The 24,287-nt window shown below is 70.4% G+C and carries 21 protein-coding genes, 1 tRNA gene and 1 other RNA gene; 6 read left to right on the top strand and 17 right to left on the bottom strand.

From position 1 onward, the window contains the following. Positions 1-3: 3 nt before the first annotated feature. From ACFVU2_RS00285 to ffs, 7 genes are all read right to left on the bottom strand, one after another. Positions 4-2,454, bottom strand: coding sequence for a DNA polymerase III subunit gamma and tau (locus tag ACFVU2_RS00285; RefSeq protein WP_387869720.1), 2,451 nt, complete (start codon positions 2,452-2,454; stop codon positions 4-6). A gap of 47 nt (positions 2,455-2,501) precedes the next feature. Further along, positions 2,502-3,749, bottom strand: a complete 1,248-nt coding sequence (locus tag ACFVU2_RS00290; RefSeq protein ID WP_387869722.1) for an acyl-CoA thioesterase/BAAT N-terminal domain-containing protein — start codon at positions 3,747-3,749, stop codon at positions 2,502-2,504. 24 nt (positions 3,750-3,773) lie between these two features. Then, positions 3,774-5,159 (bottom strand): acyl-CoA thioesterase/BAAT N-terminal domain-containing protein, encoded by a 1,386-nt coding sequence (locus ACFVU2_RS00295; RefSeq protein WP_387869724.1) that lies wholly within the window; start codon positions 5,157-5,159, stop codon positions 3,774-3,776. Positions 5,160-5,174: 15 nt separating this feature from the next. Next, positions 5,175-6,371, bottom strand: coding sequence for an acetate/propionate family kinase (locus tag ACFVU2_RS00300; RefSeq protein WP_387869725.1), 1,197 nt, complete (start codon positions 6,369-6,371; stop codon positions 5,175-5,177). Next, positions 6,368-8,491 carry a phosphate acetyltransferase gene (gene pta, locus ACFVU2_RS00305; protein WP_387869727.1) on the bottom strand — a complete coding sequence of 708 codons (2,124 nt, stop codon included), beginning with the start codon at positions 8,489-8,491 and terminating at the stop codon, positions 6,368-6,370. Before pta ends, ACFVU2_RS00300 begins: the two co-directional genes overlap by 4 nt. A 3-nt stretch (positions 8,492-8,494) precedes the next feature. After that, on the bottom strand, positions 8,495-9,838 hold the full coding sequence (locus tag ACFVU2_RS00310; protein ID WP_387869728.1) for a DUF1254 domain-containing protein: 1,344 nt from the start codon (positions 9,836-9,838) through the stop codon (positions 8,495-8,497). A gap of 99 nt (positions 9,839-9,937) precedes the next feature. Further along, positions 9,938-10,034, bottom strand: an RNA gene (gene ffs, locus ACFVU2_RS00315) — signal recognition particle sRNA small type. A gap of 99 nt (positions 10,035-10,133) precedes the next feature. Here ffs and ACFVU2_RS00320 point away from each other — a divergent pair. The 3 genes from ACFVU2_RS00320 to ACFVU2_RS00330 all read left to right on the top strand — a co-directional run bounded on the left by ACFVU2_RS00320 (position 10,134) and on the right by ACFVU2_RS00330 (position 11,302). After that, positions 10,134-10,221, top strand: a tRNA-Ser gene (locus ACFVU2_RS00320). Between the two features lie 132 nt (positions 10,222-10,353). Then, a complete protein-coding gene (locus ACFVU2_RS00325) occupies positions 10,354-10,896 on the top strand; it encodes a hypothetical protein (RefSeq protein ID WP_387869730.1) in 543 nt (180 codons plus the stop codon). Between the two features lie 4 nt (positions 10,897-10,900). Further along, positions 10,901-11,302, top strand: a complete 402-nt coding sequence (locus ACFVU2_RS00330) for a hypothetical protein (RefSeq protein ID WP_387869732.1) — start codon at positions 10,901-10,903, stop codon at positions 11,300-11,302. 73 nt (positions 11,303-11,375) lie between these two features. Here the strand turns inward: ACFVU2_RS00330 and ACFVU2_RS00335 are convergent, their stop codons facing one another. From ACFVU2_RS00335 to ACFVU2_RS00360, 6 genes are all read right to left on the bottom strand, one after another. Beyond that, positions 11,376-12,890 carry an alpha-N-arabinofuranosidase gene (locus tag ACFVU2_RS00335; RefSeq protein ID WP_387869734.1) on the bottom strand — a complete coding sequence of 505 codons (1,515 nt, stop codon included), beginning with the start codon at positions 12,888-12,890 and terminating at the stop codon, positions 11,376-11,378. Next, complete coding sequence (locus ACFVU2_RS00340; RefSeq protein WP_387869736.1) at positions 12,887-14,200, bottom strand: family 1 glycosylhydrolase; 1,314 nt, start codon at positions 14,198-14,200, stop codon at positions 12,887-12,889. The genes ACFVU2_RS00335 and ACFVU2_RS00340 overlap by 4 nt, the downstream gene beginning before the upstream one ends. Beyond that, positions 14,200-15,102: a carbohydrate ABC transporter permease gene (locus tag ACFVU2_RS00345; protein ID WP_387869738.1), complete on the bottom strand. Its 903-nt coding sequence runs from the start codon at positions 15,100-15,102 to the stop codon at positions 14,200-14,202. The genes ACFVU2_RS00340 and ACFVU2_RS00345 overlap by 1 nt, the downstream gene beginning before the upstream one ends. Further along, positions 15,102-16,049 carry a carbohydrate ABC transporter permease gene (locus ACFVU2_RS00350; RefSeq protein WP_387869740.1) on the bottom strand — a complete coding sequence of 316 codons (948 nt, stop codon included), beginning with the start codon at positions 16,047-16,049 and terminating at the stop codon, positions 15,102-15,104. The genes ACFVU2_RS00345 and ACFVU2_RS00350 overlap by 1 nt, the downstream gene beginning before the upstream one ends. 53 nt (positions 16,050-16,102) lie before the next feature. Next, positions 16,103-17,362, bottom strand: coding sequence for an ABC transporter substrate-binding protein (locus tag ACFVU2_RS00355; protein ID WP_387869742.1), 1,260 nt, complete (start codon positions 17,360-17,362; stop codon positions 16,103-16,105). A gap of 126 nt (positions 17,363-17,488) precedes the next feature. Further along, positions 17,489-18,544: a LacI family DNA-binding transcriptional regulator gene (locus ACFVU2_RS00360; RefSeq protein WP_387869744.1), complete on the bottom strand. Its 1,056-nt coding sequence runs from the start codon at positions 18,542-18,544 to the stop codon at positions 17,489-17,491. An 81-nt stretch (positions 18,545-18,625) separates the two neighbouring features. On the opposite strand from ACFVU2_RS00360, the gene ACFVU2_RS00365 reads away from it, so the two are divergent. Then, a complete protein-coding gene (locus ACFVU2_RS00365; RefSeq protein ID WP_387869746.1) occupies positions 18,626-18,853 on the top strand; it encodes a hypothetical protein in 228 nt (75 codons plus the stop codon). A 15-nt stretch (positions 18,854-18,868) separates the two neighbouring features. Continuing rightward, a complete protein-coding gene (locus tag ACFVU2_RS00370; RefSeq protein WP_387869748.1) occupies positions 18,869-19,441 on the top strand; it encodes a hypothetical protein in 573 nt (190 codons plus the stop codon). 33 nt (positions 19,442-19,474) lie between these two features. On the opposite strand, the gene ACFVU2_RS00375 is transcribed toward ACFVU2_RS00370, so the two are convergent. Beyond that, a complete protein-coding gene (locus ACFVU2_RS00375; protein WP_387869749.1) occupies positions 19,475-20,083 on the bottom strand; it encodes a GNAT family N-acetyltransferase in 609 nt (202 codons plus the stop codon). 17 nt (positions 20,084-20,100) lie between these two features. Here ACFVU2_RS00375 and ACFVU2_RS00380 point away from each other — a divergent pair, with 17 nt between their 5' ends. Continuing rightward, entirely contained in the window at positions 20,101-21,006 is a 906-nt protein-coding gene (locus ACFVU2_RS00380; protein ID WP_387869751.1) for an aminoglycoside phosphotransferase family protein, read from the top strand. On the opposite strand, the gene ACFVU2_RS00385 is transcribed toward ACFVU2_RS00380, so the two are convergent. From ACFVU2_RS00385 to ACFVU2_RS00395, 3 genes are read right to left on the bottom strand one after another with little or no spacing between them, the layout of a single operon-like run. Further along, complete coding sequence (locus ACFVU2_RS00385; RefSeq protein ID WP_387869753.1) at positions 20,999-21,895, bottom strand: carbohydrate ABC transporter permease; 897 nt, start codon at positions 21,893-21,895, stop codon at positions 20,999-21,001. The two genes, ACFVU2_RS00380 and ACFVU2_RS00385, sit on opposite strands and share 8 nt — an antisense overlap. Further along, positions 21,892-22,845: a carbohydrate ABC transporter permease gene (locus ACFVU2_RS00390; RefSeq protein ID WP_387869755.1), complete on the bottom strand. Its 954-nt coding sequence runs from the start codon at positions 22,843-22,845 to the stop codon at positions 21,892-21,894. Before ACFVU2_RS00390 ends, ACFVU2_RS00385 begins: the two co-directional genes overlap by 4 nt. A gap of 6 nt (positions 22,846-22,851) precedes the next feature. Further along, on the bottom strand, positions 22,852-24,093 hold the full coding sequence (locus ACFVU2_RS00395; protein ID WP_387869756.1) for an extracellular solute-binding protein: 1,242 nt from the start codon (positions 24,091-24,093) through the stop codon (positions 22,852-22,854). Positions 24,094-24,287 lie beyond the last annotated feature (194 nt).

Consider the following 24,287-nt stretch of genomic DNA (forward strand, 5'->3'; position numbering starts at 1 on the left):
CGCCTACCTCATCCCCATCGTGGGCGGAGCATCGATCTCTTCGATGAAGGTCGCCCCGAGCAGTTCGCGCACGACGGCCTCGCCGTAGCGCTGCGGCTCCTGGAAGGTGGGGGTGCGCGAGCCGGCCGCAGGCGCGGAGCGCTGGGCAGCCGGGGCCGACGCCGCGGCAGGCGCAGAAGGGGTCGCCGGAGCAGACGGGGCTGCGGAGCGCTGGGGCGCCGGGGAGCCGGATCCCGCGGGAGCCGCTGCGGCGGCCGACGGCGCGGCCGCCCAGTCGCCGGCGGGTTCGTCCGGGGTGGGCGGTTCGAGGGGGGGCTCGGTCTCATCCGGCGGCACGTCGTCGAACGGCGGCTCGTCGGCTGCCGGAGCCGCCGGGCGGGCGGCGGACGGCGCGGCAGCGGCCGGCCGGGCCGGCGGCGCCGCGGTCTCGGGTCGCTCCATCGTGGCCACCGACGACGCGGACGCAGCACCGGCGCCGGCTCCGGGGATGCTGACGATCGCCCAGTCCGTGACCGGCCCGGTCGATCCCGCCGCGGCAGGCGCGGGCGGCTCCGACCTCGGCGCAGCGGTGGGTGCAGCATCCGGGGTCGCGGCGGCAGGAGCGGGCGCCGCGGAGGCGACGGGAGAGACCGGGGCCTGCCCGCCGGAGCTCGACGCACCGCCGGGCCACGTCTCGGCGACCGGCGCGGTCGGGGCACCGGCGCCGGGGCGCTGAGCGCCGCCGGGACCGCCGTCGGCGCGGGCGATGAACTTCACCCGGATGCCGAGCAGGTCGACGATCGCCTGGCGGAGGTATTCGCTGACACCAGGGGTGCCCGGCGCCTGCGACTGCCGGAAGCTCTGCACGTCGTTGTCGCTCGGGAAGGACAGGGTGAGCACGTCACCGTCGAGGGATCGCACCTGCGCCGTGAAGACGACCATCCAGGCGCTGCGCTTGGCGCGCTGGACGGCATCGAGGATCTGCGGCCAGGAGTCCTTGATCTGCTGCGTGCTGACCGCTCCGACCGGCGCGGGAGCCGGCTTCGCGGGAGCAGCCGGGGCCGAATCGGTGGGCTCCGGCTCCACGCGGGCGGTGTCGGCGGCCACGGGCTCGGCGGCCACGGGCTCGGCGGGCGCCGGCTCGGCTGCTGCCTGCGGCGCATCGGCGGGGGCCTCGACCTCGCGCGCCGGAGTCGCACGCGCGGGTTCCCGAACAGAAGGCGCCGCAGCGGGAGGTGCCGCCGCGGGTGCGCGCGTCGGAGCCACCGGCGACGCGCTCGAGGCTGCTGCGGCTCCCCCGTCGCCGTCGCTGACGCCGACGCGCCGCTCCAGGCGTTCGACGCGAGCCAGCGCCCCACGCTCGGAGGCGTCGCTCGACGGCACCAGCACGCGGGCGAGCAGCAGCTCGAGGTGGAGTCGCGGGGAGGTCGCGCCCGTCATCTCGGTCAGGGCGGCGTTGACGATGTCGGCGGCACGGCTCAGCTCGGCGGCCCCGAACTTCATAGCCTGCACGCCCATCCGGTCGAGCTCGTCCTGCGGCACGCCGCGGAGCACGGCGGCGGCCCCGTCGACGCTCGTGGCGGCGACGACGATGAGGTCGCGCAACCGCTCGAGCAGGTCTTCGACGAACCGGCGCGGATCCTGCCCGGTCTGGATCACACGGTCCACGGCCGAGAATGCACCGGCCGCGTCGCGCGCGGCGATGGCGTCGATCACCTCGTCGAGCAGGGCGGCGTGCGTGTAGCCGAGGAGCGCGACGGCCCGCTCGTACTCGATGGCCTCGCCTTCGGAGCCGGCCATCAGCTGGTCGAGCAGGGACAGCGTGTCGCGGGGGGAGCCGCCGCCCGCGCGGACGACCAGCGGCAGCACACCCGGGGCGACCGTCATGCCCTCGCTGTCGCACAGGCTCTGGACGTATTCGAGCATCTGCGCCGGCGGCACGAGGCGGAAGGGGTAATGGTGGGTGCGCGAGCGGATGGTGCCGATGACCTTCTCGGGCTCCGTCGTCGCGAAGATGAACTTCACGTGCTCCGGCGGCTCCTCGACGATCTTGAGCAGCGCGTTGAAGCCCTGCGGCGTCACCATGTGCGCCTCGTCCAGGATGAAGATCTTGTAGCGGTCGCGCGCCGGGGCGAAGATGGCGCGCTCGCGGATGTCACGGGCGTCGTCGACGCCGTTGTGGCTCGCGGCGTCGATCTCGACCACGTCGAGGGACCCGCCGCCGTCGCGGCTGAGCTCGACGCAGCTCGCACACGTGCCGCAGGGGGTGTCCGTCGGGCCCTCCGCACAGTTGAGGCAGCGGGCGAGGATGCGCGCGGAAGTCGTCTTGCCGCAGCCCCGGGGGCCGGAGAAGAGATAGGCGTGGTTCACGCGGTTGGTGCGCAGCGCCGTCATCAGCGGCTCCGTCACCTGCGATTGGCCGATCATGTCGGCGAAGGTGTCGGGCCGATATCGGCGATACAGAGCGGTTACCACCCCCACATGCTACTTGCCGCCGCTGACAATCGTCGGGCCGGCCCCGGTCAGCGACCGGGGACGGTGGAGGGCGCCGTCAGGGCTGCCGCGATCGCTCGCCAGACGGCCTCCCTCCCCCGCTCCGTCGGCTGCGCGGCCGCCCCCTCCGGCAGATACAACGGGCTGTAGGGAGGCGTGTAGAAGAGGTGCTCGGCTCCCTGCGCTGTGACGTACGTGTCGCCCGGTCGCGCGGGCCGCAGCCGCGCGGCCTCGTCCATCCACGCGCACCCGTTCGCCAGCTGCTCGTCACGGGTCGCGCAGCCCAGCACGAGCGGGCCGCGGATGCGGCTGAGATCGAGCACGGACGCGGCTTCGACGTCGTTGGTCCCGGTGGTGCACGGCACCCACGCGCCCCCGACCGTGATCGCGGGGCTCGGGACGGGCGACGGGCAGACCAGGCCGGTCGTCCCTCCCGGAGCGATCGCCCCGTAGACCAGGCCGGGATGGGCGACCGCGAGCCACAGGGCGAGCTGCGCGCCGCGCGAGGTGCCCATGACGAAGATGCGCTGATCGTCGACCCCGGGCTGTGCCTTGAGCCAGTCGACGGCGGTCAGCAACCGCTCGGCGGGCACCGTGCGGCGCGGCTCGAGCTGCCCGGCGCTGCCGTATGTGGAGAGGGCGAGCGCCGGGTAGCCCATCGCCGACAGCGTCGCCGCGGCGAGCACTCCCGTCGGCGTGCCCGGGTCGGTGCCGTCGAGCACGAGGATGCCCGGTCGCAGGCCCTCGGTCCGCAGCACGGGGGCGAAGTAGTCGGCGCTGAGGCTGTCGTCGGAGACGACCGCCGCCGGGGCGGCGGAGGTCAGCCCCACCCGCTGGACGTGCGTCTCGGCCACCCGCAGACCGCCGACCGTCGCGGTCAGGTCGACCGAGAGGGTCGAGCCTCCCCAGGTCTGGTCCGAGGTCGCCGCCCCGCCGTTCGCACTCCGCATGGTCCAGAACAGCCCCATCGGGTCGGCCCCGGCGAACGGCGCCTCGACGGGGGCCTGCCGAGCGAGATCCACGCGCCCGTCGGGCGGAACGGCGTAGACCGCCCGCGACGACCAGGTCCCACCGGCCCGTGCTGACGCCGTGACAGTCACCCGGTCGCCGGAGGGCAGGCCGTCCAGGGTGATCCGGACGGGCTCCCACACCCCGGTGGGATTCGTCTCGACGACGAACCGCGGGCCGCCCTCCCGGACGGAGGCGCACCCGCTCAGCCCGCCGAGCGCGACGGCTGCGACCGCGGCGACGGCGATGGCGATCCGCGAGACCTTCATGTGGCCACCTTCATCTGCCCATCCTCATGTGCGCGTCGCCCGCAGGACGATCTGGGCGACGGCGTTCCAGAAGGCGACGCGCGCCTGTTCCGTCGCCTGGGCGTCGGCACCGGTGTCGCCCGCTGCGCGGACGCCGTGGAGCGGGAGGGCGAGCGGCAGTCCGGGTGGCACGGAGACCGCATGCCCGGCGCTGCCCGCGTCGTGGATGCTGTCGCCTGCCCGCACCCCACGGCTCCGGGCGAGCGCCGCCTGACCCGTGCAGGCGGAGGGCAGCACCGCATCGCGTCCGCCGCACGCGAGCACGATCGGGCCGTTCACGGCACCGAGCGGGAGGACGGAGGAGGCGGACACCGGGCCCGGTTCGACGCGGCAGGGCAGACCTGCGCCGTCCTCGAACGCCGGCGCCGTCGAGCCGGACGGGAGGCAGAGCAGCTGAGGCGCTCCGCCTGCCGCGAAGAGGCCGTGCAGCCGGGTCGGGAACCGCGTCGCCGCCCACAGCGCGAGCGGCTCCGAGACACCGGTTCCGTACGCGAAGACATGACGGGCGTCGATGCCGGCCTGCGCATCCAGCCACTGGAGCGCGTCGTCCACGGTCGTGCTGTCGACGACGCTGGAGGCCCGGATGCCGTCCGAGGCCGCCGACACCGGGAGCACGAGGACCGACGCCCCGAAGCGCGCGAGCAGTGGTGCGACGAAGGCCGAGGAGGATCCCGGCGACGGGTCGTCGAACATCAGCACCGCCGGGGTGATCGGGCGCTCCTGCGATGTCGCGCTCCAGAACTGGGCGACCGGCTGGTCCTCGTGGGTCTCACGCGGAAAGGCGGTGGCGCCCGGCCCGACGAGGTCGCGGGTGTAGAGGGTCCGCGGCCCGAGTCCGTCGGCGAGCCCCTGGAGCTCGAACGTCCGCGATGCGACGACCCGCTCCCCGTCGACCGCGGACAGCGTCACCGGGAGCGTGTCGTGCATCCACTGCGTCGCGAGCGCGGCCCCGGAGAGCTCGGGGCCGTCGAGCGACCAGAACAGGCCGACGGAGTCCGGCTCGGCGAACGGCGCCAGCTGCGGGAGCGCGGTGGCCAGGTCGAGCACGCCGCCCGCCGGCACCGTGTAGGTGGCGGACGATCGCCAGACGCCGTGACCCGTGGTGAGGGAGGCCGCGATGCGCAGCCGGCTGCCGGGCTCGGCACCGACGAGCTGCAGCGGCACCGGCCAGAGCACGGACGTGTAGTGGATGAGCGGCGGTGTGACGAACCGCGGGCCGGCCGGTGCGTCGGCGGTGGCCGAGCATCCGCTCACGGCGAGGGCGATCGCCGCGAACACCGCCGCCAGAGCGGCCAGCGGGCGGTGGCGGCGCAGCGGCGAGCGGGCGGGAGGCCGTCGCCATCCGTCTCCGTCGCCGCCACGTCGCCGCATCTGGATCCTGTCCGCTCAGCCTCCGGCCGACACCGCCTGGAGGGCCTGCCGGGCGATCTCCAGCTCTTCGTTCGTCGGCACGACCAGCACGGTCACCGCCGAGTCGTCGGCCGAGACGACCCGCGCCTCCCCCGACGGCGACGCGTTCCGCTCCGGATCGATACGGATGCCCAGCACCTCGAGCCCGGACAGCGCCTCGGCCCTCAGGTTCGCGTCGTTCTCGCCGACGCCCGCGGTGAACGTCAGCACGTCGAGACCGCCGAGCAGTGCGGTGTAGGCGCCGATGTAGTGCTTGAGCCGGTGGACGACCGTGTCGAGGGCGAGTCGTGCCGCCTCGTCGCCCGCCTCGGCGGCACGACGCACGTCGCGCATGTCGCCGCGGCCGGCGAGACCGAGGAGGCCGCTTCGCCGGTTGAGCAGCTCGTCCAGCTCGTCGGTGTCGAGGTGCGCGCGACGGGCGAGGTGCACCAGCACGGCCGGGTCGAGATCGCCGGAGCGGGTTCCCATCACCAGGCCTTCGAGCGGCGTCATGCCCATCGAGGTGTCCACCGAGCGACCGCCGTCGACGGCGCAGGCCGAGGCGCCGTTGCCGAGGTGCAGCACGATCTGCTTCAGCTCGGCGAGCGGCTCGCCCACGAAGGCCGCTGCCGCCTCCGACACGTACTTGTGCGACGTGCCGTGGAACCCGTAGCGGCGGATACGGTGCTTCTCGGCCAGGTCGGCGTCGATCGCGTAGGTGTACGCCTCCGGCTGCAGCGTCTGGTGGAAGGCGGTGTCGAACACGGCCACGTGCGGCACATCCGGGAACGCCTTCTCGGCGGCGCGGATGCCCTGCAGATTGGCGGGGTTGTGCAGGGGCGCGAGATCGGCGAGGTCTTCGATGTTGATCTCGACCAGCGGTGTGACGATCGTGGGCTCGAAGAACCGCTTGCCACCGTGCACCACCCGATGGCCGACGGCCACCAGCGGGTTCTCGTCGAGGCTCGGGCCTTCGCTCGCGAAGAGGTCGAGCATCGCCCGGAACCCGGCCGCGTGGTCCGGGATGGCGAGCGATCGTTCGCTCGTGCCGCCCGGTCCGCGGTGCCGGATGTGGCCGGACTCCTCCCCGATCCGCTCGATCAGGCCGCTTGCGAGCGCCTCCTCCGACTCCGCGTCGATCAGCTGGTACTTGAGGGACGACGAGCCGCTGTTGACGACGAGGACGGCGCTCATGCGAGGGCCGCCTGGATCGCGGTGATGGCGACGGTGTTCACGATGTCCTCCACGGTCGCGCCGCGCGACAGGTCGTTGATCGGCTTGCGCAGACCCTGCAGCACCGGACCGATCGCGACGGCGCCCGCGCTGCGCTGCACCGCCTTGTAGGTGTTGTTCCCGGTGTTGAGGTCCGGGAAGACGAAGACCGTCGCGCGTCCGGCGACGTCCGAGCCGGGCATCTTCGCGGCGCCCACGGCGGCGTCCGCGGCGGCGTCGTACTGGATCGGCCCGGCCACGGCGAGCTGCGGCGCACGCTCGCGCACGAGCGCAGTCGCGGCCCGCACCTTGTCGACGTCCGCCCCTGCGCCCGAGTCGCCGGTCGAGTACGACAACATGGCCACGCGAGGCGCGATGCCGAACTGGTCCGCCGTGCGCGCCGACGACACCGCGATGTCGGCCAGCTGCTCGGCCGTCGGGTCGGGGATGACCGCGCAGTCGCCGTAGACGAGCACCCGGTCGGCGAGGGCCATCAGGAAGACGCTCGAGACGACGGAGACGCCGGGTGTCGTCTTGATGATCTCGAACGCCGGGCGGATGGTGTGCGCCGTCGTGTGCGCCGCACCGGAGACCATCCCGTCGGCCAGTCCGAGGTGGACCATCATCGTGCCGAAGTACGACGAGTCCGTCACGGTGTCCGACGCCTGGTCGACCGTGATGCCCTTGTGGGCCCGGAGCTTCGCGTACTCGGTCGCGAAACGGAAGCGGAGCACGTCGTCGAACGGGCTGACCACCTCCGCTCGGGAGAGGTCGAGGCCGAGCTCGATGGCGCGGGAGCGCACCTCGAACGGCTCCCCGAGGATGGTGAGCCGGGCGACCCCGCGCGCGAGGAGGGTTCCGGCCGCACGCAGGATGCGGTCGTCCTCGCCCTCGGGGAGCACGATGTGCTTGTTCGCCGCGCGGGCCCGCTCGATGAGGTCGTACTCGAACATCAGAGGGGTCACCACGTCGTGGCGGGTCACGTCGAGGCGCGCGAGCAGCGCGTCCGCGTCCACGTGCCGCTCGAAGAGGGCCAGGGCGGTGTCGTACTTGCGCTGCGAGTCGGCGGCCAGCCGGCCGCGGGCGTGGGTGATGCGCACGACGGTGTCGTAGGTGTCGAGCCCCGTGCGCACGATCGGGAGCGGCGAGCGCAGACCCGCGAGCAGCCGCTCGATCGGCTCCGGGAGCTCGAACCCGCCGTTCAGGACGATGCCCGCGATCGACGGGAAGGTCCCCGACGCGTTCGCCATCAGGACGGCCAGCAGCACCTCCGTGCGGTCGCCCGGGACGACGACGACTGCGCCCTCCACCAGTCGCGGCAGGACGTTGTCCATCGACATGCCGGCCACGACGACGTCGAGCGCCTCCCGGCCGAGGAGCGTCTCGTCGCCGGCGATGAGCGTCGCACCCGTGGCCTCGACGATGGACCGGATGCTCGGGGCGACGAGGAACTCGTCCTCGGGGATGGCCCAGACCGGCGGGCGGTCGCCGCCGCGCTCGGCCGGGACGATCTCGGAGATCGCCTCGACGATCTCGTCGAGACGGGAGCCGTCGGCGCGGTTGGCCACCACGGCGAGGATGCTCGCGTGCTCGGCCCGCATCTCGACGAGCGCCAGTTCGGCCAGATGCTGCAGGTCCTCCGGCGAGCGCGGATCGGCCTGGCCGAGGCGCTCCCCGAAGCCCTGCCCGACCCGACCGCCGAGCACGAGCAGGACGGGCGCCCCCAGGTTCGCGGCGATGCGTGCGTTGTAGCCGAGCTCGGTCGGGCTGCCGACATCGGTGTAGTCGGAGCCGAGGATGACGACGGTGTCGAACCGCGCCTCCACCGCCCGGAAGCGGTGCACGATCTCGGCGAGCGCGGCATCCGCGTCCACGTGGACGTCCTCGTAGGTGACGCCGATGGCCTCCTCGTACGAGAGGTCGGCGGTCACGCGTTCGAGCAGGAGCTCGAGCACGTAGTCGCGCTCGACCGTCGAGCGCGCGATCGGCCGGAAGACGCCGACGCGGCCGACCGAGTGCCGCAGCGCCTCGATCACGCCGAGGGCGATGGTGGACTTGCCGGTGTGGCCTTCGGCCGAGGTGATGTAGAGGGAACGGACCACGTCTCAGCCGATCCGCTCGATGGCGGGCAGCCGGTACTCGCCCGAGAGCACGGCGGCTCCCGGCGCGTACATGCGCATCAGCGGGCGGAACGCCCCCGCCGGTGTCGGCAGCCAGTTGGCCGCGGCCGTCGGATCGGTCGGTCGGGTGGTGCTCATCGTGATCGTCAGTCCTCCGTCGTCGTCGTACACGATCCCCTCCGTCCGGTCGCCCAGCGAGTACCGCTGCGCCTCGTTCTCGACGAGGAAGTACTGCGGGAGGTCGTACATGGTGAGGGACCAGAAGGCGCCGACCGGCGGGGTCGGCGAGAGACGCAGCCGGTAGACGTGCTCACCGCTGAGCGCGTCGCCGTCGGCGTCCTCGTACGTCGCGGAGTAGGAGGCCTCGTAGCCGTGGTTGCCCCACAGACCGCCCAAGGCCGCACCGGCCCGGATGGCGTAGCGCGTGCGCGGTTCGACGAGCTTCCAGGCCGGGTCGTCGAGCGCACCCGCCTCGAAGAAGTCCAGGTTGTAGTCGAACGCGTGGAGGTTGACCTGCCAGTGGTCGACGACGGGCGACGACGTGCGCAGCGACGACTCGAGCGCCTCCTTGCCGACGGCGTAGCCCGCCTCCAGGGCCGAGCGGACGTCCTGAGGGAGGTCCCGGACGGGCTCCTCGCCGGTCAGGCCGAGCGCGGCGTAGGAGGCCAGGGCGGCGCGATCGCGCTCCGCGGGCGGGAAGGCGCGCGACCACACCCGCATCCGCTCGAAGAAGGTCAGCGCCTCGCCGGCGTCGGCCTCCACCGGCGGCACGCCCTCCGGAGGCGTGAGCGAGCGGCGCAGCGGTGTGAGCGAGAGGGCGTCCTGCAGGGCGTGGACGGCCGGGAGGTCGTCCTCGCCGGCAACGGCCCAGCGGCCGACGATGGAGGCGACGCGGGTCGGGAAGTGGATGCGCGTCGGGCCGCCGACGACCTCGTCCGCGTCGTCCGCCTCCTGCCAGCCCGGCGGCAGCAGCAGGAAGTCCCCGGCACCGCCTCCCGTGGCGCGGGTGCCGATGTACGCGAAGTTCTCCGTCCACGCCGACACGAACTGCAGGACGTAGTAGCGCTCCCCCGCCTCGGGGACGCTCAGCAGCACCGGGCCGACGCTCAGGTCGACCTGGGCCATGGAGTACACGGTGTCGTTGTTGATCGACACGAAGGTGTCAGCAGGCCCTGCCAGCGTGCGCCCGTGCCCGAACACGTTGTACGGGGTGGGCGGGACGGCGCCGATGCCGTCGCTCACGAACCTCTCGACCTGTTCCAGGTCGAACACCAGGGGGAAGCCCACGACATACGCTTCGGAGGCCAGCTCGGCCATCTGCTCGGTCACTCCACCATTCCATTCTTCGGCGGGATGCCCATTCTACAGACTGTAGAAGAGCGGGCGATGCTGCCCTCACTCTACGCGGGCACTCCTGGCGGATGGAATGGAAAAGACCCCCCACGCACCCGCCAGAGCCCGGTTACCCTTGCTGCGTTTCCGCCCTGGGGGAGTTGGCCTGGATGGCGCCACGTGGGGAGCCGGAGAACAGTCTAGCGGGTCGTCCTGGAGGCTCGTGCACCGACCCCCCTCCGGCGTCCGCTAGGATATTGTGAGCCGTCGCCCGCAAGGCGGTGGCAACCCAGGAGAATTCGCCTAGTGGCCTATGGCGCACGCTTGGAAAGCGTGTTGGGTGCAAGCCCTCGGGGGTTCGAATCCCCCATTCTCCGCCAGCGATCCCCCTCCTCCGTGCACTCACATTCGTGCCGAATGTGGGCTCTGCCGCGTCGTGAGTCGACATTCCGCACGAATGTGCGAGGCCTCTGCCCCGCGGGCGGGAGACGCAGGGGGCGTAGTGTCGGGGGATGTTGCAGAATCGCGAGGTCGGCGGGGCGACCATGGGGGCCGGGGGCGGCGGTGCCGGGGGCGACCAAGCCGACATCCACGACGGCAGGACGACCGCGGGGATCCTCTACGGACCGTGGGGCTACGTGAATCTCGCCGCAGCCGTCGGGCTGTTCTCCACTTTCATCTGGGTCGTCTCGTCCGGGCTCCACGATCCGCTCGGCGGGCATTGGGCGTGGGCGTCGCTCGCAATCGTCATCGCAGCGTCTGTGCTCGGTGTCCTCACCCGCAGATTCGGGATGGCGAGTGTGCGGCGAAACGCCCAGGGCCCTCGCGACGTGCGCATCCGCACCCAGCAGATCGTGCCGTTCGTGGTGATCGGGATCTTGCTGATCGGCCTCATCGGTCATTTCGCCGGGTCGGACGGGCTCACGACCGTGACGATCGCGCTGGCCGTGGGCGCGACCGCCGGCCTGGCGCCGATGTTCTTCCTGAAGCCGCCCGCCCCGGCCGGGGACGCGGAGCCGATCGAGATCCGCACGGAGGAGCGGATCCATTCGTAGACGGGTGGCCGCGCTCGGCGCGACGACACTCGCTCTGACCGCGTCCGCGATCGGCGTCGTCCTGCTGGCGAACCCTTCCGCGCCGGAACCGGTGCCCGGCAGAGACGCGACGCTCGCGTCCGTCGCCCGCACCTATCTGGAGGCGGCGAAGCATCACGACTGCGGCCTGACGCGGGCACTGACCACGGCGCACACGTGGGCGTGGTGCGACGATCCGAGACTGCTCTCGTACACGGAACGGGTGGTCCCGCCCGACGACACCGAGTCCGACAACCCGTGCCTCGACTACACGATCGACACGACCGGCACCGCGAGCGGGTCGCTGCCGCGCGGCGAGGAGCCGTGGGTGCTCTGCTTCGTTCAGACGCCCGACGGCTGGCGGCTGCGGGACCAGGGGCAGGACTGAGTCGCGGAGGAGGGATGGCCGGCGCGAGCCGACCACCCCTCGGCCACCTCTTCGTGCGCGCCGCCACGATCGCTCAGCCGAGCAGGATCTCCGTCCACGACACCGCGGGCAGCTCGATGCGGAGTGTCGAGCCGTCGCGCGTGAACGGCGCGTCGACCAGGGACACGCGGTCGGGGTTCTCGAGGGTGTTGGCTGCATCCAGATCCGGGTCGCTCAGCGTCCGGGCGCTGACGGTCAGGCCGGCGGCGGCGTCGCCGAGCTCGGCGAGGTCGATCACCAGCTCGGTCGGCGCGTCGACCGCGCGGCTGACCGCGTAGATCGCGTACCGGCCGGTCACGGCGTCGTGGGTGGCCACGGCGTCGACGAGCGGGACCTCGCCGAAGCGCTCGGTCGCATACGTTCCGCTGGTCACGTGCGCGTCGAGCGCGATGCCACGGCCGTTCGCGGACGTGGCGGCGAACGGGAAGAACGTCGTCTGGCGCCACGCCGGGCCGCCGGGCTCGGTCATGATCGGGGCGATCACGTTGACCAGCTGGGCGAGGGAGGCACTGGTGACCCGGTCCGCGTGCTTCAGCAGGGTGATCAGGAGGCTGCCGAAGACGACGGCGTCCGAGACGGTGTAGGTGTCTTCGAGCAGGCGCGGCGCGACCGGCCAGTTGTCGACTCCGGCGATGCGGTCGACGGTCTCGAAACGGGTGTTGTACCAGATGTTCCACTCGTCGAAGGAGATGTCGATCGTCTTCTGGCTGCCACGCACGGCCTTCACGTGGTCGGCGGTCGCGACGACGCTGTTGATGAAGTAGTCCATGTCGACGCCCGAGGCGAGGAAGGCCCCGAGGTCGCCCTTGTTCTCGTAGTAGGCGTGGCACGAGATGTACTCGACGTCTTCATAGGCGTGGGTGAGGGTGACGCGTTCCCACTCGCCGAAGGTCGGCATCGACGAGCTGGACGACCCGCAGACGACGAGCTCGAGATCGGGGTCCACCATCTTCATCGCCTGCGCGGTCTTCGCGGCGAGCGTGCCGTAGTACTCGGCGGTGCTGTGGCCGACCTGCCACGGGCCGTCCATCTCGTTCCCGAGGCACCACATCTTGATGCCGAACGGGTCGGTGCGGCCGTTGGCGATGCGCTTCTCCGAGAGCGCCGTGCCACCGCGGTGGTTCGCGTACTCGAGCAGATCGAGGGCCTCGGCGACACCGCGCGTGCCGAGGTTGACCGCGAGCATGAGCTCGCTGCCCACCTTGTCGAGCCAGTCCTGGAACTCGTGCAGGCCGATCTCGTTCGACTCGGTGGAGTGCCAGGCGAGGTCGAGGCGGGTCGGGCGCTCCTCGCGCGGACCGACCGAGTCCTCCCATTTGAAGCCCGACACGAAGTTCCCGCCCGGGTAGCGCACGGTCGAGACCCCGAGCTCCTTGACGAGCTCGATCACGTCGGTGCGGAAGCCGTCCGCGTCCGCCGACGGGTGGCCGGGCTCGTAGATGCCGTCGTACACGGCCCGCCCGAGGTGCTCGAGGAACGAGCCGTAGATCCTGGGGTTGATCGCGCCGATGACGGCGGAGGGGCGGAGGGAGAGGTGTGCAGTGTTCATTCGTTCTTCCGTCGGTGGTCGTCGGTCGGTGGGAGGTTCAGGATGCCGCCCGGGGCGGCGCGCGCCAGGCGCAGCGCGTGCTCCCGATAGCGGTCGGCGACGGGGTTCGCCACACGGAGGAGTCCGTCGGGCGACTCCACCAGGTCGTGGAGTCCCATCGTGAGCAGGTGGTCGGCGCGGGGCGCGTCGGTGTGGCGCCAGGTCCACTCGTACATGTCGAACAGCGGCCACCAGACGTAGCCGACGACGTCGACGCCTTCGGTGCGGAGGTCCTCGACGACCGCGAGCGAGTCGTCGAGCCAGGCCGACCGCTCGGAGACGGTGCCGGTCACACAGGTCTCGGTCACCATCACCGGAGCGCCGTAGCGACGGGCGAACGACACGAGCGCCTCGCGGAGGCCCGCGGCGCCGCGGTCCACGCTGGGTCGCGGGTCGGCGAAGCCTCCGCCGTGGCGCACTCCGGGTTCGAAGAGCTCGGTCGAGTGGCGCGGGTAGTAGTTGACGCCCATCACGTCGGGCTGCACCGCGTTGTCGCGGAACCAGTCCAGCTCCTCGTCGGTGACTGCGGACCCGAGACGATCGCGCAGCGGATGCGCACCGTCCACGCGCCCTGTCACGAGGTCTTCGACGAGGTGGACCTGATGGCGCAGCCGTTCGGCCTCCTCGCGATGCTCCGGCGCGGTGTCGTCGCCGACGAAGCTCATCGCAGCATCCACGTGGACGAACACCGCGGCATCGCCGACCGCGTCCGCGATCGCGCGCTGACTGCGCACGAAGCCGCGCGCGAGGTTCGCCGCGATGAAGGCGAATCCCTCCGCGCCCTCCCGGTACGGGGGCCAGTAGCCGTACTCACCCGAGAAGAGCGCGTGGATCACCGGCTCGTTGACCGGCGTGTAGTCGGTCACCCGGTCCCCGTAGCGCTCGGCGAACCGACGCGCGTACTCCTCGACATGGCGCGGATACTCGGGATGGGCGAACTGCCCGTCGAGCCACAGCGGCGTTCCGTAGTGGAGCAGGTCGACGATCGGCCGGATCCCGTGCCCGAGCATCGAGTCGATCGCCCGGTCGGTCCACTCCCAGTCCCACTCACCGGGCGCCGGGGCGACCCGGTACCAGGGGACGCCCCAGCGCAGGAGTTCCGCGCCGACGCCTGCAGCGAGAGCGAAGTCGGCGTCGAATCGCTCGTAGTGCTCGGTGAGCTCGTACTCGTCGATCGCGCGCTCGCCCGGGCGGGCCTGGGGCACGAACGTGTCCTCGATGCCGAGCCCGAGATGAAGTCGGCCGTCCCGGTGCCAGTCGGATGCCGTCATCATTTGATCCCCGTCGTTGCGACGCTCTCGATGAAGCGCCTTTGCATGATCAGGAACATCACCGCGAGCGGGAGCACGGCGATCAGCGATCCGGCCATCATCGTGCCGTAAGGGATGATGCCGCTCGGGCCGGTCAGCAGCGTGAGACCGGAGGTGATGGTGCCCATCTCGGGCGACGTCGTGAAGACGAGCGGCCAGAGCAGATCGTTCCAGTTGTTCACGAAGGTGAAGATCGCGAGCGTCAGCATGGCGGGCACGGCGTTCGGGAGCACGATGCTCCGGAAGATCCGGAACTCCCCCGCCCCGTCGATGCGCGCCGCGTTGTCGAGGTCGCGGGGCAGCGAGAGGAAGAACTGCCGCAGGAAGAAGATGCCGAACGCGTCGGCCGCCCGCGGGATGATCAGCCCGGCGAACGTGTTCACCCAGCCGAGCTGGGCCACCAGCTGGTACACCGGGATGAGCGTCGCCTGGAACGGGATCATCAGGCTGGCGACGATCACCACGAGCAGGACGCGATTGCCCCGGAAGTCGAGTCGCGCCAGTGCGTACGCGGCGAGGGAGTCGAAGAACAGTGCGAAGACGGTGACACCGCCGGCGAAGACGAGGCTGTTGACGAACAGACGCCCGAACGGGAGGTCGCTGAAGATCTTCGTGAAGTTGTCGAGCGTCCAGGTGCCGGGCACCAGCGTCGGCGGGAACGCGTTGACCTCGGCCGCTGGTTTGAAGGCCGTGAGCACGATGATCGCGACGGGCAGGAGCACGATCGCGGTGAGCACGAGGACGGCGGCGAAGAGCAGCCAGCGTTCGGCCGTCCGGCCGATCCGGCGACGGGCGCCCGGCGGACGGGTGCGGGGGGACGCGGCGGGTGCGGCAGCGGGTGCGGCGGCAGGTGCGGCGGTCATCAGGCGTTGTCCTTCTCACGTCGTCCGAAGAAGCGGAACTGCACCAGGCTGAGGATGAGGGTGGCGGCGAGCAGCACGTACGAGAGCGCGGTCGCCCCGCCCAGATCGAGCTTCTTGAACCCCTCCTGATAGATCTCCATCACGACGGTCTGCGTCGACCGGTACGGGCCTCCTCCGGTCATCACGTAGATCTGGTCGAACGCCTGGAGGGCGGCGATCATCGCGAAGACGATCACGAACGCGAGGGTGTTGCTGAGCTGCGGCAGCGTGACGTTGGTAAACCGGCGCCAGGCCCCGGCACCGTCGATCTTCGCCGCTTCGTACAGCGATGCGGGGATCTCCTGGAGCCCGGCGATGAAGATCACCATGTAGAAGCCGAAGTTCTTCCAGATCGCCACCAGGACGACCGTCGGCATGGCGAGCGCCGGATCCTGGAGCACGTTGCCGAGCTGGATGCCGACCGACCGCAGCCAGTAGTTCAGGAGACCGACTTGCGGGTCGAGCAGGTAGGTCCAGGCGAATGCGGCGACCGCGAGCGAGACGATGAACGGCAGGAAGAGCGCCGTGCGGAAGAACCCGCGTGCGATCAGCCTCCGGTTGCCGAGCAGCAGGGCGAGCAGCAGTGCGGCGATCAACGCCGTCGGGGTGAACAGGACGGTGTAGACCGCGGTGTTGCCGAGCGTCGACAGGATGCGCGGGTCCGTGAACACGCGCACGTAGTTGTCGAGCCCCACCCACTCCTCGATGCCGAAGCCGCTGGCGTTCGTGAACGAGAGCCGGAGCGCGGAGAGCATCGGCCAGCCGACGAATGCGATCAGGATGACGAGGGCGGGCAGGAGGAAGAGGAGCGCGATCGGCGCCTGACGCCCCGAGCGCGGCCGGCCGCCGAGCGGTGCGGGCGGGCGGTACGCGCGGCGGCGTTCGCGGGAGCGGGTGAGTGAGGTCATGGTCGCTTTCGTGGGGCGAGCGGCCGCCGCGTGCGCGGCGGCCGCTCGGGGGATCAGTTGCCGAGCGCCTGCTGCACCTGGGCGGAGGCGGACTTCAGCAGGTCGGCGGGATCGCCTCCGGTGAGCGCCTTCTGGGTGGCCTCGTCGACCGCCGAGAGCACGTCGGTGCTGTTCGCGACGCCGGGCAGCAGCGGGCGCGCATCGGGGACGAGCTCGGTGAGCGCCGCGACGACGGGGTTCGACGCGACGGCGGACGACGGGATGTCGGTGCGCAGGGGCGGCCATCCGGAGCCCAGGGACCACTTGGTCGCGACCTCCTTGGTGAAGAAGTAGTCGAAGAACTTCTCCGCGGCGGCCTTCTTCGACGAATCCGCCTGTGCGGTCACGGCGGCCGAGATGCCGATCGCCGAGGCGGCGGAGCCCTTCGGACCCGCGGGGATGCCCGCGATGCCGTAGTCGATCTTGTTCTCGGTGGCGACGGAAGCCATCCACGGGCCGCCGATCTCCATCGCGGCCTTGCCGGACGAGAAGAGCTTGTCGGACGCGACGCCGTCGAGGCCGGTGGGCGAGATCTTGCCGTTGCGGACGGCGTCGGCCCAGTAGGTCAGCGTCTCGGTGTTGGCCTTCGAGTCGAGGGCCGACTTCGAGCCGTCCACGATCGCACCGCCGTTGCCGTAGAAGAGACTCGCCCACACGCCGTTGCCGACCGTCGCGTGGTCGGGCAGAGCCAGCCCGTACTGCTCGGGTGTGCCGTCGCCGTCCTCGTCGACGGTGAGCTTCTTGGCATCGGCGACCCATTCGTCCCACGTGGTCGGGAAGGTGCTGATGCCCGCCTTGTCGAAGAGGGTCTTGTTGTAGATGACGGAGAGCGGGACGAATCCGGTGGGGACGCCGTAGTACGAACCGTCGACCTTCTCCATCTCGACGGCGCTCGGGTTGAGGGACGCGCTCTTCGTCGCGTCGCTGGAGTAGAAGTCGTCCAGCTTGGCGAAGGCGCCCTTGGACGCGTACACCGGGAGGTTCTCGGCCGGCATGGCGACGATGTCCGGCCCCTTCTTCGCCGAGAGGGCCGGGAGCAGGGTGTCGCCGATGACGGCCCAGGTCTTCGTCGTGGTCTTGATGGTGATCTTGTCCTGCGACTTGTTGAAGTCGTCGACGATCTGGTCGAGCACCTTGCCGTCGGCCTCGGTGTAGCCGTGCCAGAAGGTGAGCGTGACGGGGCCGGACGCGTCCGTGCCCGACGAGCCGGAGCAGCCCGCGAGCGCCAGGGAGACGCCGGCTGCGGCGGCGAGCGTCGCAAGCAGTTTCTTCATTGAATGCCTCTCGTGTGCCCGATCGCGCCGTGGATCGGGTCTGATTTACAACGCTGCAATTCCAACGTTGTAGAAGCGATTGTACAAACGCCTCGATGGCACGTCAACGTCGATCCTCCAGTGCGATCAGACGGCGGCCGAGAAGGGGGTCCCGGCGGTGTCCGCCGTCGCCGAGGCAGGGGCGGACTCCCGCTCCACGAGACGGGCGGGCACGTCGAAAAGTCGAGGACCCGTCCCCTCGGGGACGCGCCCGGCGATCCGCTCGACCAGGGCCTCCACCGCGATCTCGGCGACCCGGCCGCGATTCGGATCGATCGTGGAGAGGCTGGGCATCGCGAACTGCGACTCCGTCACGTTGTCGTAGCCGATCACGGCGACATCCTGCGGGACCGCGACATGATGCTGGGCGAGGGTGCGGAGTGCTCCGAGAGCCAGCTCGTCGTTCAAGGCGAAGACCGCGTCGAACGGCACCGCGCGATCGAGCAACTCCTGCATCGCCTCGGCGCCGTCGCGTCGATGCCACCCCTCCCGTGCGACCACCAGGTCCCGGTCGAAGGCGATGCCCGCCTCGGCGAGGGCCTCGCGATGCCCGCGCAGCCGGAGCGCCGCGGAGCCGACCCGTTCCCCCTCGTGGGCGCCGAGCACGGCGATCCGCCGTCGGCCGCTCGCGATGAGATGCCTGGTCGCCAGCGCGGCGCCGTCGACGTTCTGGATGACGACGTGATCGGTGGGACCGTCGAAGATCCGCTCACCGAGCAGCACGAGCGGATACGAGACGTCGAGCACGTCCGCATCGTCGAAGGCGAGGCCGAGCGGCGAGAAGAGCAGACCGTCCATCATCGCGGTGCGCGACCCGGTGAGCAGCGCGACCTCGGCATCCCGCACTCCGCCGGTCTGCTCGATGAGCACCACGTAGTCGCGGGCGCGAGCCGCCTCGAGGACGGCGTCGGCGAGCTCGGCGAAGTAGCTGAAGCGGAGCTCCGGCACGGCCAGCCCGATGACACCCGTGCGACCGGCGCGGAGCTGGCGCGCGGCGAGGTTCGGCTGGTAGCCGAGCTCCGCGATCGCCTCCCTGACCTTCTCCCTCGTCGACGGGCGCACGAACTCGAAGTCGTTCACAACGTTAGAAACGGTCTTGACGGAAACCCCCGCCAAGGCCGCGACATCCCGGAGCGTCGCCACCTCTCACCCCTCCTCGATCTGGAGCCATCCTATTCACACCCTGCGGGCGGCCGGGCGCCACACCCTGTTAGATGGAGGGCGATGAGCAAGAAGATGTTCTCCCAGCTGTGCGCCACCGTGGCGATCGCGATCGTCACGCTGCTCATCGGACGCTCGATGCACGATGCCGGAACAGTGATCGTGTTCGCGATCGGGGTGCTCGCGACCATCCTGAGCGCCTTCCGGGTGCGCAGCATCCGCGCCCGTGAGCTCGCCGAGAAAGCCTCCCGTGTCCCCCAAAATGCCGCTACCGGAGGCACCGACCGATAGGTCAGGCTCAGTCCGATGACTGAACAACGGGAACTCGGACGGGAGTCGGGTGTGACGCGCGAGACGGTGCTCCGGCCGCACCGCCACCTGTTCACACGCGGTGTCGTCGCCATCCTGGCGCTGACGACCCCGGTGTTCGCCGTGCTCTACTGGCTGTCGATCCCCACCGGCGGGTGGCCGCTGGTGCTGATCGCGCATCTGCTCGTCGTCGCGGCGACAGTGCTCTGCGTCTACTCGTTCCTCAGCGTCACGATCACCCTCGGCGCCGGCAGCGTGCGCGAGCGCGGCTTCTTCGGCCGCGTCGTCGAGGTGCGGCCGAACGACGTCGGCGCGGTCGTGCTCGTGCAGCTCTACGAGAGCAGCACGCTCGACACCCTCCCCCAGCTCTTCATCACCGGCACGGACGGGCAGCTGCTTATCCGGATGCGCGGTCAGTTCTGGTCGCTCGAGAACATGGAGCGCGTCGTGGAGGAGCTCGACATCCCCGTCACGCGCCCGCAGGACTCGATGACGCTGGCCCAGCTGCGCCGCACCTCCCCCGAACTGCTGTACTGGTTCGAGCGGCTGCCGGCACTCGTCGGGCGCTGACGCGGGCAGCCTCCCGACGCGAACGGGCTGTGGCTAGAGCACGGCGTCCGTCGCGATCGCGAGGGCAGGCCCCTCGACCGTGCTCGACGGCAGCTCGGCGAAGCCGAGACGCTCGTAGAACGCCCGCGCGCCGTGGTTCGACGGCGACATCGTGAGATAGACCCCGGGGACGCCCTTCTCGCGCAACGCCGCCAGCAGGGTGCGGATGAGCGCCCTCCCGAAGCCCTGACCCTGCAGCTCCGGGAGCAGGTCGATGTGGAGGTGCGCCGGGTACCGGTCGACCTCGGGCACGATCGCCTCGCGCACGTCCAGCCCGAAACCGATCGCCTGACGCTCGGCATCGTCGCGGGCACCCTCGAGCGGGTACTTCGCACGGAAGCCCGGCAGCCACTCGGCCTCGTACCAGTCGGCGAAGGCGAGGCTGTCGGCGACGGCGATCACGTACCCGGCGACGTGGTCGCCGGTGTCGACGACGAAGGCCAGGTCCGGCTGGTACGCGAGATAGGGGCCGGCGAACACATCGGGCAGGAGATCGTCGTCCGGGTAGACGCCGGTGGCGTCCTGCCCGCTCGCACCGGTCCGCACGCAGACCGCGTAGACATCGTCGCGGTCGGCCGGCTGGAAGGGGCGGATCGAGTTCACCGTGAAAGTATGGCAGCGTGAGTCCGCCCAGCGATGCCGTGCCACGCAGCCCCGGCGTTCCGCGCCCGCAGCCGATCGATCCGGATGCGGCGCTGGCGGAGTGGCGCACACGCTGGAAGCTGGCGCCCGACGGCGCCGCGTTCCTCACACCGTCGAGCGTGCTCCAGCCGGTACGGCAGGCGGCCCGGGCCGCCTTCCTCAAACGGGCCCTGGTCGAGGAGGAGGCCGTGGGGACGCTCGTGCTCCACTGGTGGTCGGGCGACGGTGCGGCGCAGGTGCTCGAGCTCGGCGCAGGCGGCGAGGCGGTGCTCCTGGAGCGCGCGGAGGGGCCGCGTTCCCTCGACGCCCTGGCGCGCACAGGCCCGGGCGGGGACGACGAGGCCACGCGCATCCTGTGCCGCGCCGGGATGCGGCTGCACGGTTCGGGCACAGGAGCGCGTCCGCCGGGTCTGCACCCCCTCGACGAGTGGTTCCGCGAGCTGTTCGAGCACGCCGCCGATCGCCCGGACGACCACGGCGGTCTCTACCCGGCAGCCGCGACCGAGGCGAGGGCGCTGCTGGCGCACCCGGCCGACGACGTCGTGCTGCACGGCGACCTGCACCACGGCAACGTGCTCGACTTCGGCGAGCGCGGCTGGCTCGCGATCGACCCCAAGCCGCTGCACGGCGACCCGGCGTTCGACGTGCTCAACATCCTGTGCAACCCCGACGCGGAGATCGCGCTCCGCCCGGGCCGACTCGAGCGCACGGCCCGCGTGATCGCGTCGGAGTCCGGCCTCGACGAGCGCACCCTCCTGCGCTGGGCGCTCGCCTGGGCGGGGCTCTCGGCGGCGTGGAGCGAGCGGAGCGGCGACGCGGCGCCGATCGCGCTCGGCGTCGGTCACCGCTGCCGCACCCTCCTCGGAATCCTGCCCCTCACTTGACGCTGCCGGCGGTGAGCCCGCCGACCAGGCGCTTCTCGATCAGTGCGAAGAGCACCACGACCGGGATCACCGCCACGACGGAGACCGCGAACACGTATTGCCAAGCGGCGTCGTACTGACCGACGAACTTGGTCAGGGCCACCGACAGCGGCTGGTTCGCGTCCGTCGACAGGATCACCAGGCTCGCGGCGAACTCGTTCCACGAGGCGACGAACGTGTAGATGATCGCCGTCACGATGCCGGGCCACACCAGCGGCAGCTGGACGCGGAGGAGCACCGTCCACTTGCCCGCCCCGTCGAGCTGGGCGGCCTCGTCGACCTCCTTGGGGATCCCGGCGAAGAAGGTGTGCATGATCCAGATGGCGAACGCGATGTTGAACGCCGCGTTGATGAGGATCATCGCCAGCCACGTGTCGTTGAGGCCGAGCGCCACCATCTCCTTGAACAGGCCGGTCGCCAGGACCGTGGGCTGCAGCATCTGCGTCACGATCACCAGGAAGAGGAACACGCCCCGGCCCGGGAACCGGAACCGCGCGGTGTAGTACGCCGCGGGGACGCACACCACCAGCACGAGCAGCGTCGCGAACACCGAGATCACGATGGTGGACACGAGGTTCAGCGGGAGCGGCGTCTCCGGCGTCGACCACATCGTGAGGTAGTTCTCGGGATGCCATTGGTCGGGCAGGTAGGTCGGAGGCACCTGGAGGATGTTGTTCCGCGACTTGAACGAGCCGACCAGCATGATCAGGTACGGCGCGATGAAGACGAGGGCGATGACGACCCCGGCGAGCGCCTTGCCGACGGTCCGCCCAGGGGAGCCCGAGAGGCGCGAACGGCGGCGGCGGGCCTGCGGAGCCCCTGCCACCAGGGTCGGGGCCGGCGCGGTCATGCGACCTCCTTCATCGGCTTCACGATCCACAGGTACAGCGCGACGACGACCAGCACGATCAGGAAGTTGATCACGCTGAGCGCGCTCGACAGGTCGATGCGCTGCTCGTTCTGCAGCAGCTTGAAGACGTACGTCGTCGTCGTGTCGGCCTTGTAGCCGGGGATGGAGCCCGTCATCAGCTTGAGGATCGGGAGCGAGTTGAACACGTTGATGATGTTGATGAGCGCCGCGAGGGCGATCGCGTTCCGGAGGTTCGGCAGTGTCACGCCGAAGTAGGAGCGGATGGCGCTCGCGCCGTCCACCTTCGCCGCCTCCAGCATGTCGCTCGGGATGCCGGCGAGCCCCGCCAGGATCGTGTAGGTCGTGAACGGCAGCGATACGAAGACCGCGATGCCGATCGACGAGATGAACGCCGGCACCGGCTCCTTCGTGAAGCCGAACGGCTCGGCGAGCAGATGGATGTCGACGAGGAACTTGTTGATGATCCCGTAGAAGGGGTCGAGACCGTAGACGAACACGGTCGTCGTCATCACCACGCTGGCCGCCCAGGGGATGATGATCGCCATCCGCACCCAGCGGCGGCCCGGGAAGTTCTTGTCGAGGAACTGCGCGAGCGCGAGCCCGATCAGCACGGTGATCGCGACGACGGCGACGACCCAGACGAGCGTGTTCAGGAGGATGCCGGGGAGCTCGGGGCGGGAGAGCACCGTGATGTAGTTCTTCAGGCCGACGGAACCGTGGTCGACGCCGGCGAGGGAGATCTTCCGGGTCGAGTTGTAGATCATGTAGCCGGCCGGGAACAGGACGACGCCGAAGATCAGGATGAGGGCCGGCAGCGTCCACGGCACGGCGTGGAGCAGGTCGGACGCGCCGGAGCGCTTCGGTGGGGACCCGCGGCGGGGGCGGCCGGTAGCCGCCCCCGCGCGAGTCGACTCAGCGGTGCTGGTCATCCGGGATTACTGGCCGTCGGCCTTGGCCTGGATGGACTTGAGCAGGTCGGCCGGTACGGCGCCCTGACCGAGCTGTCCGATCTGGCTCTGGATCGCACCCTGCGCCGCGGACCAGTTCGGGTTCGTGGACGGGTAGAACTTCGCGTCGGGCAGCAGGTCGAGGAACGGCTTGATGGTCTCGTCCGAGGCCATCTCCTTGGCGCCCGACTTGGTCGTCGGCAGGAACCCCTCCGCACCGACCCACTTGGTGTAGACGGCGGGAGTGTAGAAGTAGTCCAGGAACTTCGTGATCGCGGCCTTCTTGTCCGTCTTGTTCTTGAACGCCATCAAGTGGTCGGCGACCCCGAGCGTGAAGGAGGAGCCGTCCTTCGTCGGGATCGGCGCGATCCCGTAGTTGAGGGACGGGTTCTTGTCCTTGATCTGCCCGACCGTCGGCGGGAGGCCCACCTGCATGCCCAGCTGCCCCTGGATGAAGACGTTGAGGAGCGGAGTGCGGTTGGTCGAGCCCGGGTTCGGCTCGGTGTACCCCTGGTCGATGATCTTCTTCATCTCGGTGGCGCCCTCGACGTTCTGCGCACTGTCGATCGTGAGCGTCTTGGCGTCGCCGTAGCCGCCGCCCGCCCCGTAGAACCAGAGCGCCGTCTCGGCCTGGGCCTCCTCGCTTCCCAGCGGCATGCCGTACGCCGTCACCCCGGCCGCTTTGAGCTTGCCCGCGTCCTCCTCGAACTCGGCCCAGGTCTTCGGCGGAGCGGAGATCCCGGCCTTCGCGAAGTCGTCCTTGTTGTAGAACAGGGCTCGGGCGGAGGCGATGAAGGGCAGGCCGTACTGCGTACCGTCGATGCTCGCGTTCTTCTTGAACGCGTCCTGGAAGTCGTCGAGCGTGGAGGCCGAGACGATGTCCTTGGCGGGATAGAGCAGGTCGTCCGCCGCGAATCCCGCGAAGGCGTCGATGTTCAGGATGTCGGGCTGCTTCTGCGCCTGGATGCGCGTCTTGATGACGTTGTTGATGTCCGTCCAGGATTCGACGTCGAGGTTGACTGTGATGTCGCTGTTCTTCGCCTCGAAGTCCTTGATGATCTGCTCCCATTCGGCCTTGGTGTTGTCCGAATAGCTCGCCACCATCAGATCGAGGGTCTGCGCTCCCCCGGACGATCCGCCGGACCCGCCGCTGAAGCCGCAGGAGGCGAGTGCCATGGTGGCGACGGCAGCGGTCGCGACCGCCGCTGACCGCCGGAATGACTTCTTCATTGAATTCCCCACTTCTCGAAAGAACACGTGCCGATACAGCTGGGTGCCTGCGCGTCAATGCGGAGCCAGTGATTTTTATTGACGTGTTTCCGGAGGAAACAAGCACTTTCGCTCAATAGATCACCGTGATCATGCCCCGTTCGGGGGCAGGACGTCAAGCATCCGGAGGGTGATCGTCACAATATGGAAACATT

This window comes from Leifsonia sp. NPDC058194, from assembly GCF_042883605.1.
Taxonomy (GTDB): domain Bacteria; phylum Actinomycetota; class Actinomycetes; order Actinomycetales; family Microbacteriaceae; genus Leifsonia.

Coding starts and splice junctions, on each gene's coding strand:
- ACFVU2_RS00295 (WP_387869724.1), bottom strand. CDS start 5,159: ATGCGGCGACGTGGCGGCGACGGAGACGGATGGCGACGGCCTCCCGCC.
- ACFVU2_RS00365 (WP_387869746.1), top strand. CDS start 18,626: ATGAGCAAGAAGATGTTCTCCCAGCTGTGCGCCACCGTGGCGATCGCG.
- ACFVU2_RS00390 (WP_387869755.1), bottom strand. CDS start 22,845: ATGACCAGCACCGCTGAGTCGACTCGCGCGGGGGCGGCTACCGGCCGC.
- ACFVU2_RS00345 (WP_387869738.1), bottom strand. CDS start 15,102: ATGACCGCCGCACCTGCCGCCGCACCCGCTGCCGCACCCGCCGCGTCC.
- ACFVU2_RS00395 (WP_387869756.1), bottom strand. CDS start 24,093: ATGAAGAAGTCATTCCGGCGGTCAGCGGCGGTCGCGACCGCTGCCGTC.
- ACFVU2_RS00340 (WP_387869736.1), bottom strand. CDS start 14,200: ATGACGGCATCCGACTGGCACCGGGACGGCCGACTTCATCTCGGGCTC.
- ACFVU2_RS00335 (WP_387869734.1), bottom strand. CDS start 12,890: ATGAACACTGCACACCTCTCCCTCCGCCCCTCCGCCGTCATCGGCGCG.
- ACFVU2_RS00370 (WP_387869748.1), top strand. CDS start 18,869: ATGACTGAACAACGGGAACTCGGACGGGAGTCGGGTGTGACGCGCGAG.
- ACFVU2_RS00325 (WP_387869730.1), top strand. CDS start 10,354: ATGTTGCAGAATCGCGAGGTCGGCGGGGCGACCATGGGGGCCGGGGGC.
- ACFVU2_RS00355 (WP_387869742.1), bottom strand. CDS start 17,362: ATGAAGAAACTGCTTGCGACGCTCGCCGCCGCAGCCGGCGTCTCCCTG.
- ACFVU2_RS00385 (WP_387869753.1), bottom strand. CDS start 21,895: ATGACCGCGCCGGCCCCGACCCTGGTGGCAGGGGCTCCGCAGGCCCGC.
- ACFVU2_RS00290 (WP_387869722.1), bottom strand. CDS start 3,749: ATGAAGGTCTCGCGGATCGCCATCGCCGTCGCCGCGGTCGCAGCCGTC.
- ACFVU2_RS00350 (WP_387869740.1), bottom strand. CDS start 16,049: ATGACCTCACTCACCCGCTCCCGCGAACGCCGCCGCGCGTACCGCCCG.
- ACFVU2_RS00300 (WP_387869725.1), bottom strand. CDS start 6,371: ATGAGCGCCGTCCTCGTCGTCAACAGCGGCTCGTCGTCCCTCAAGTAC.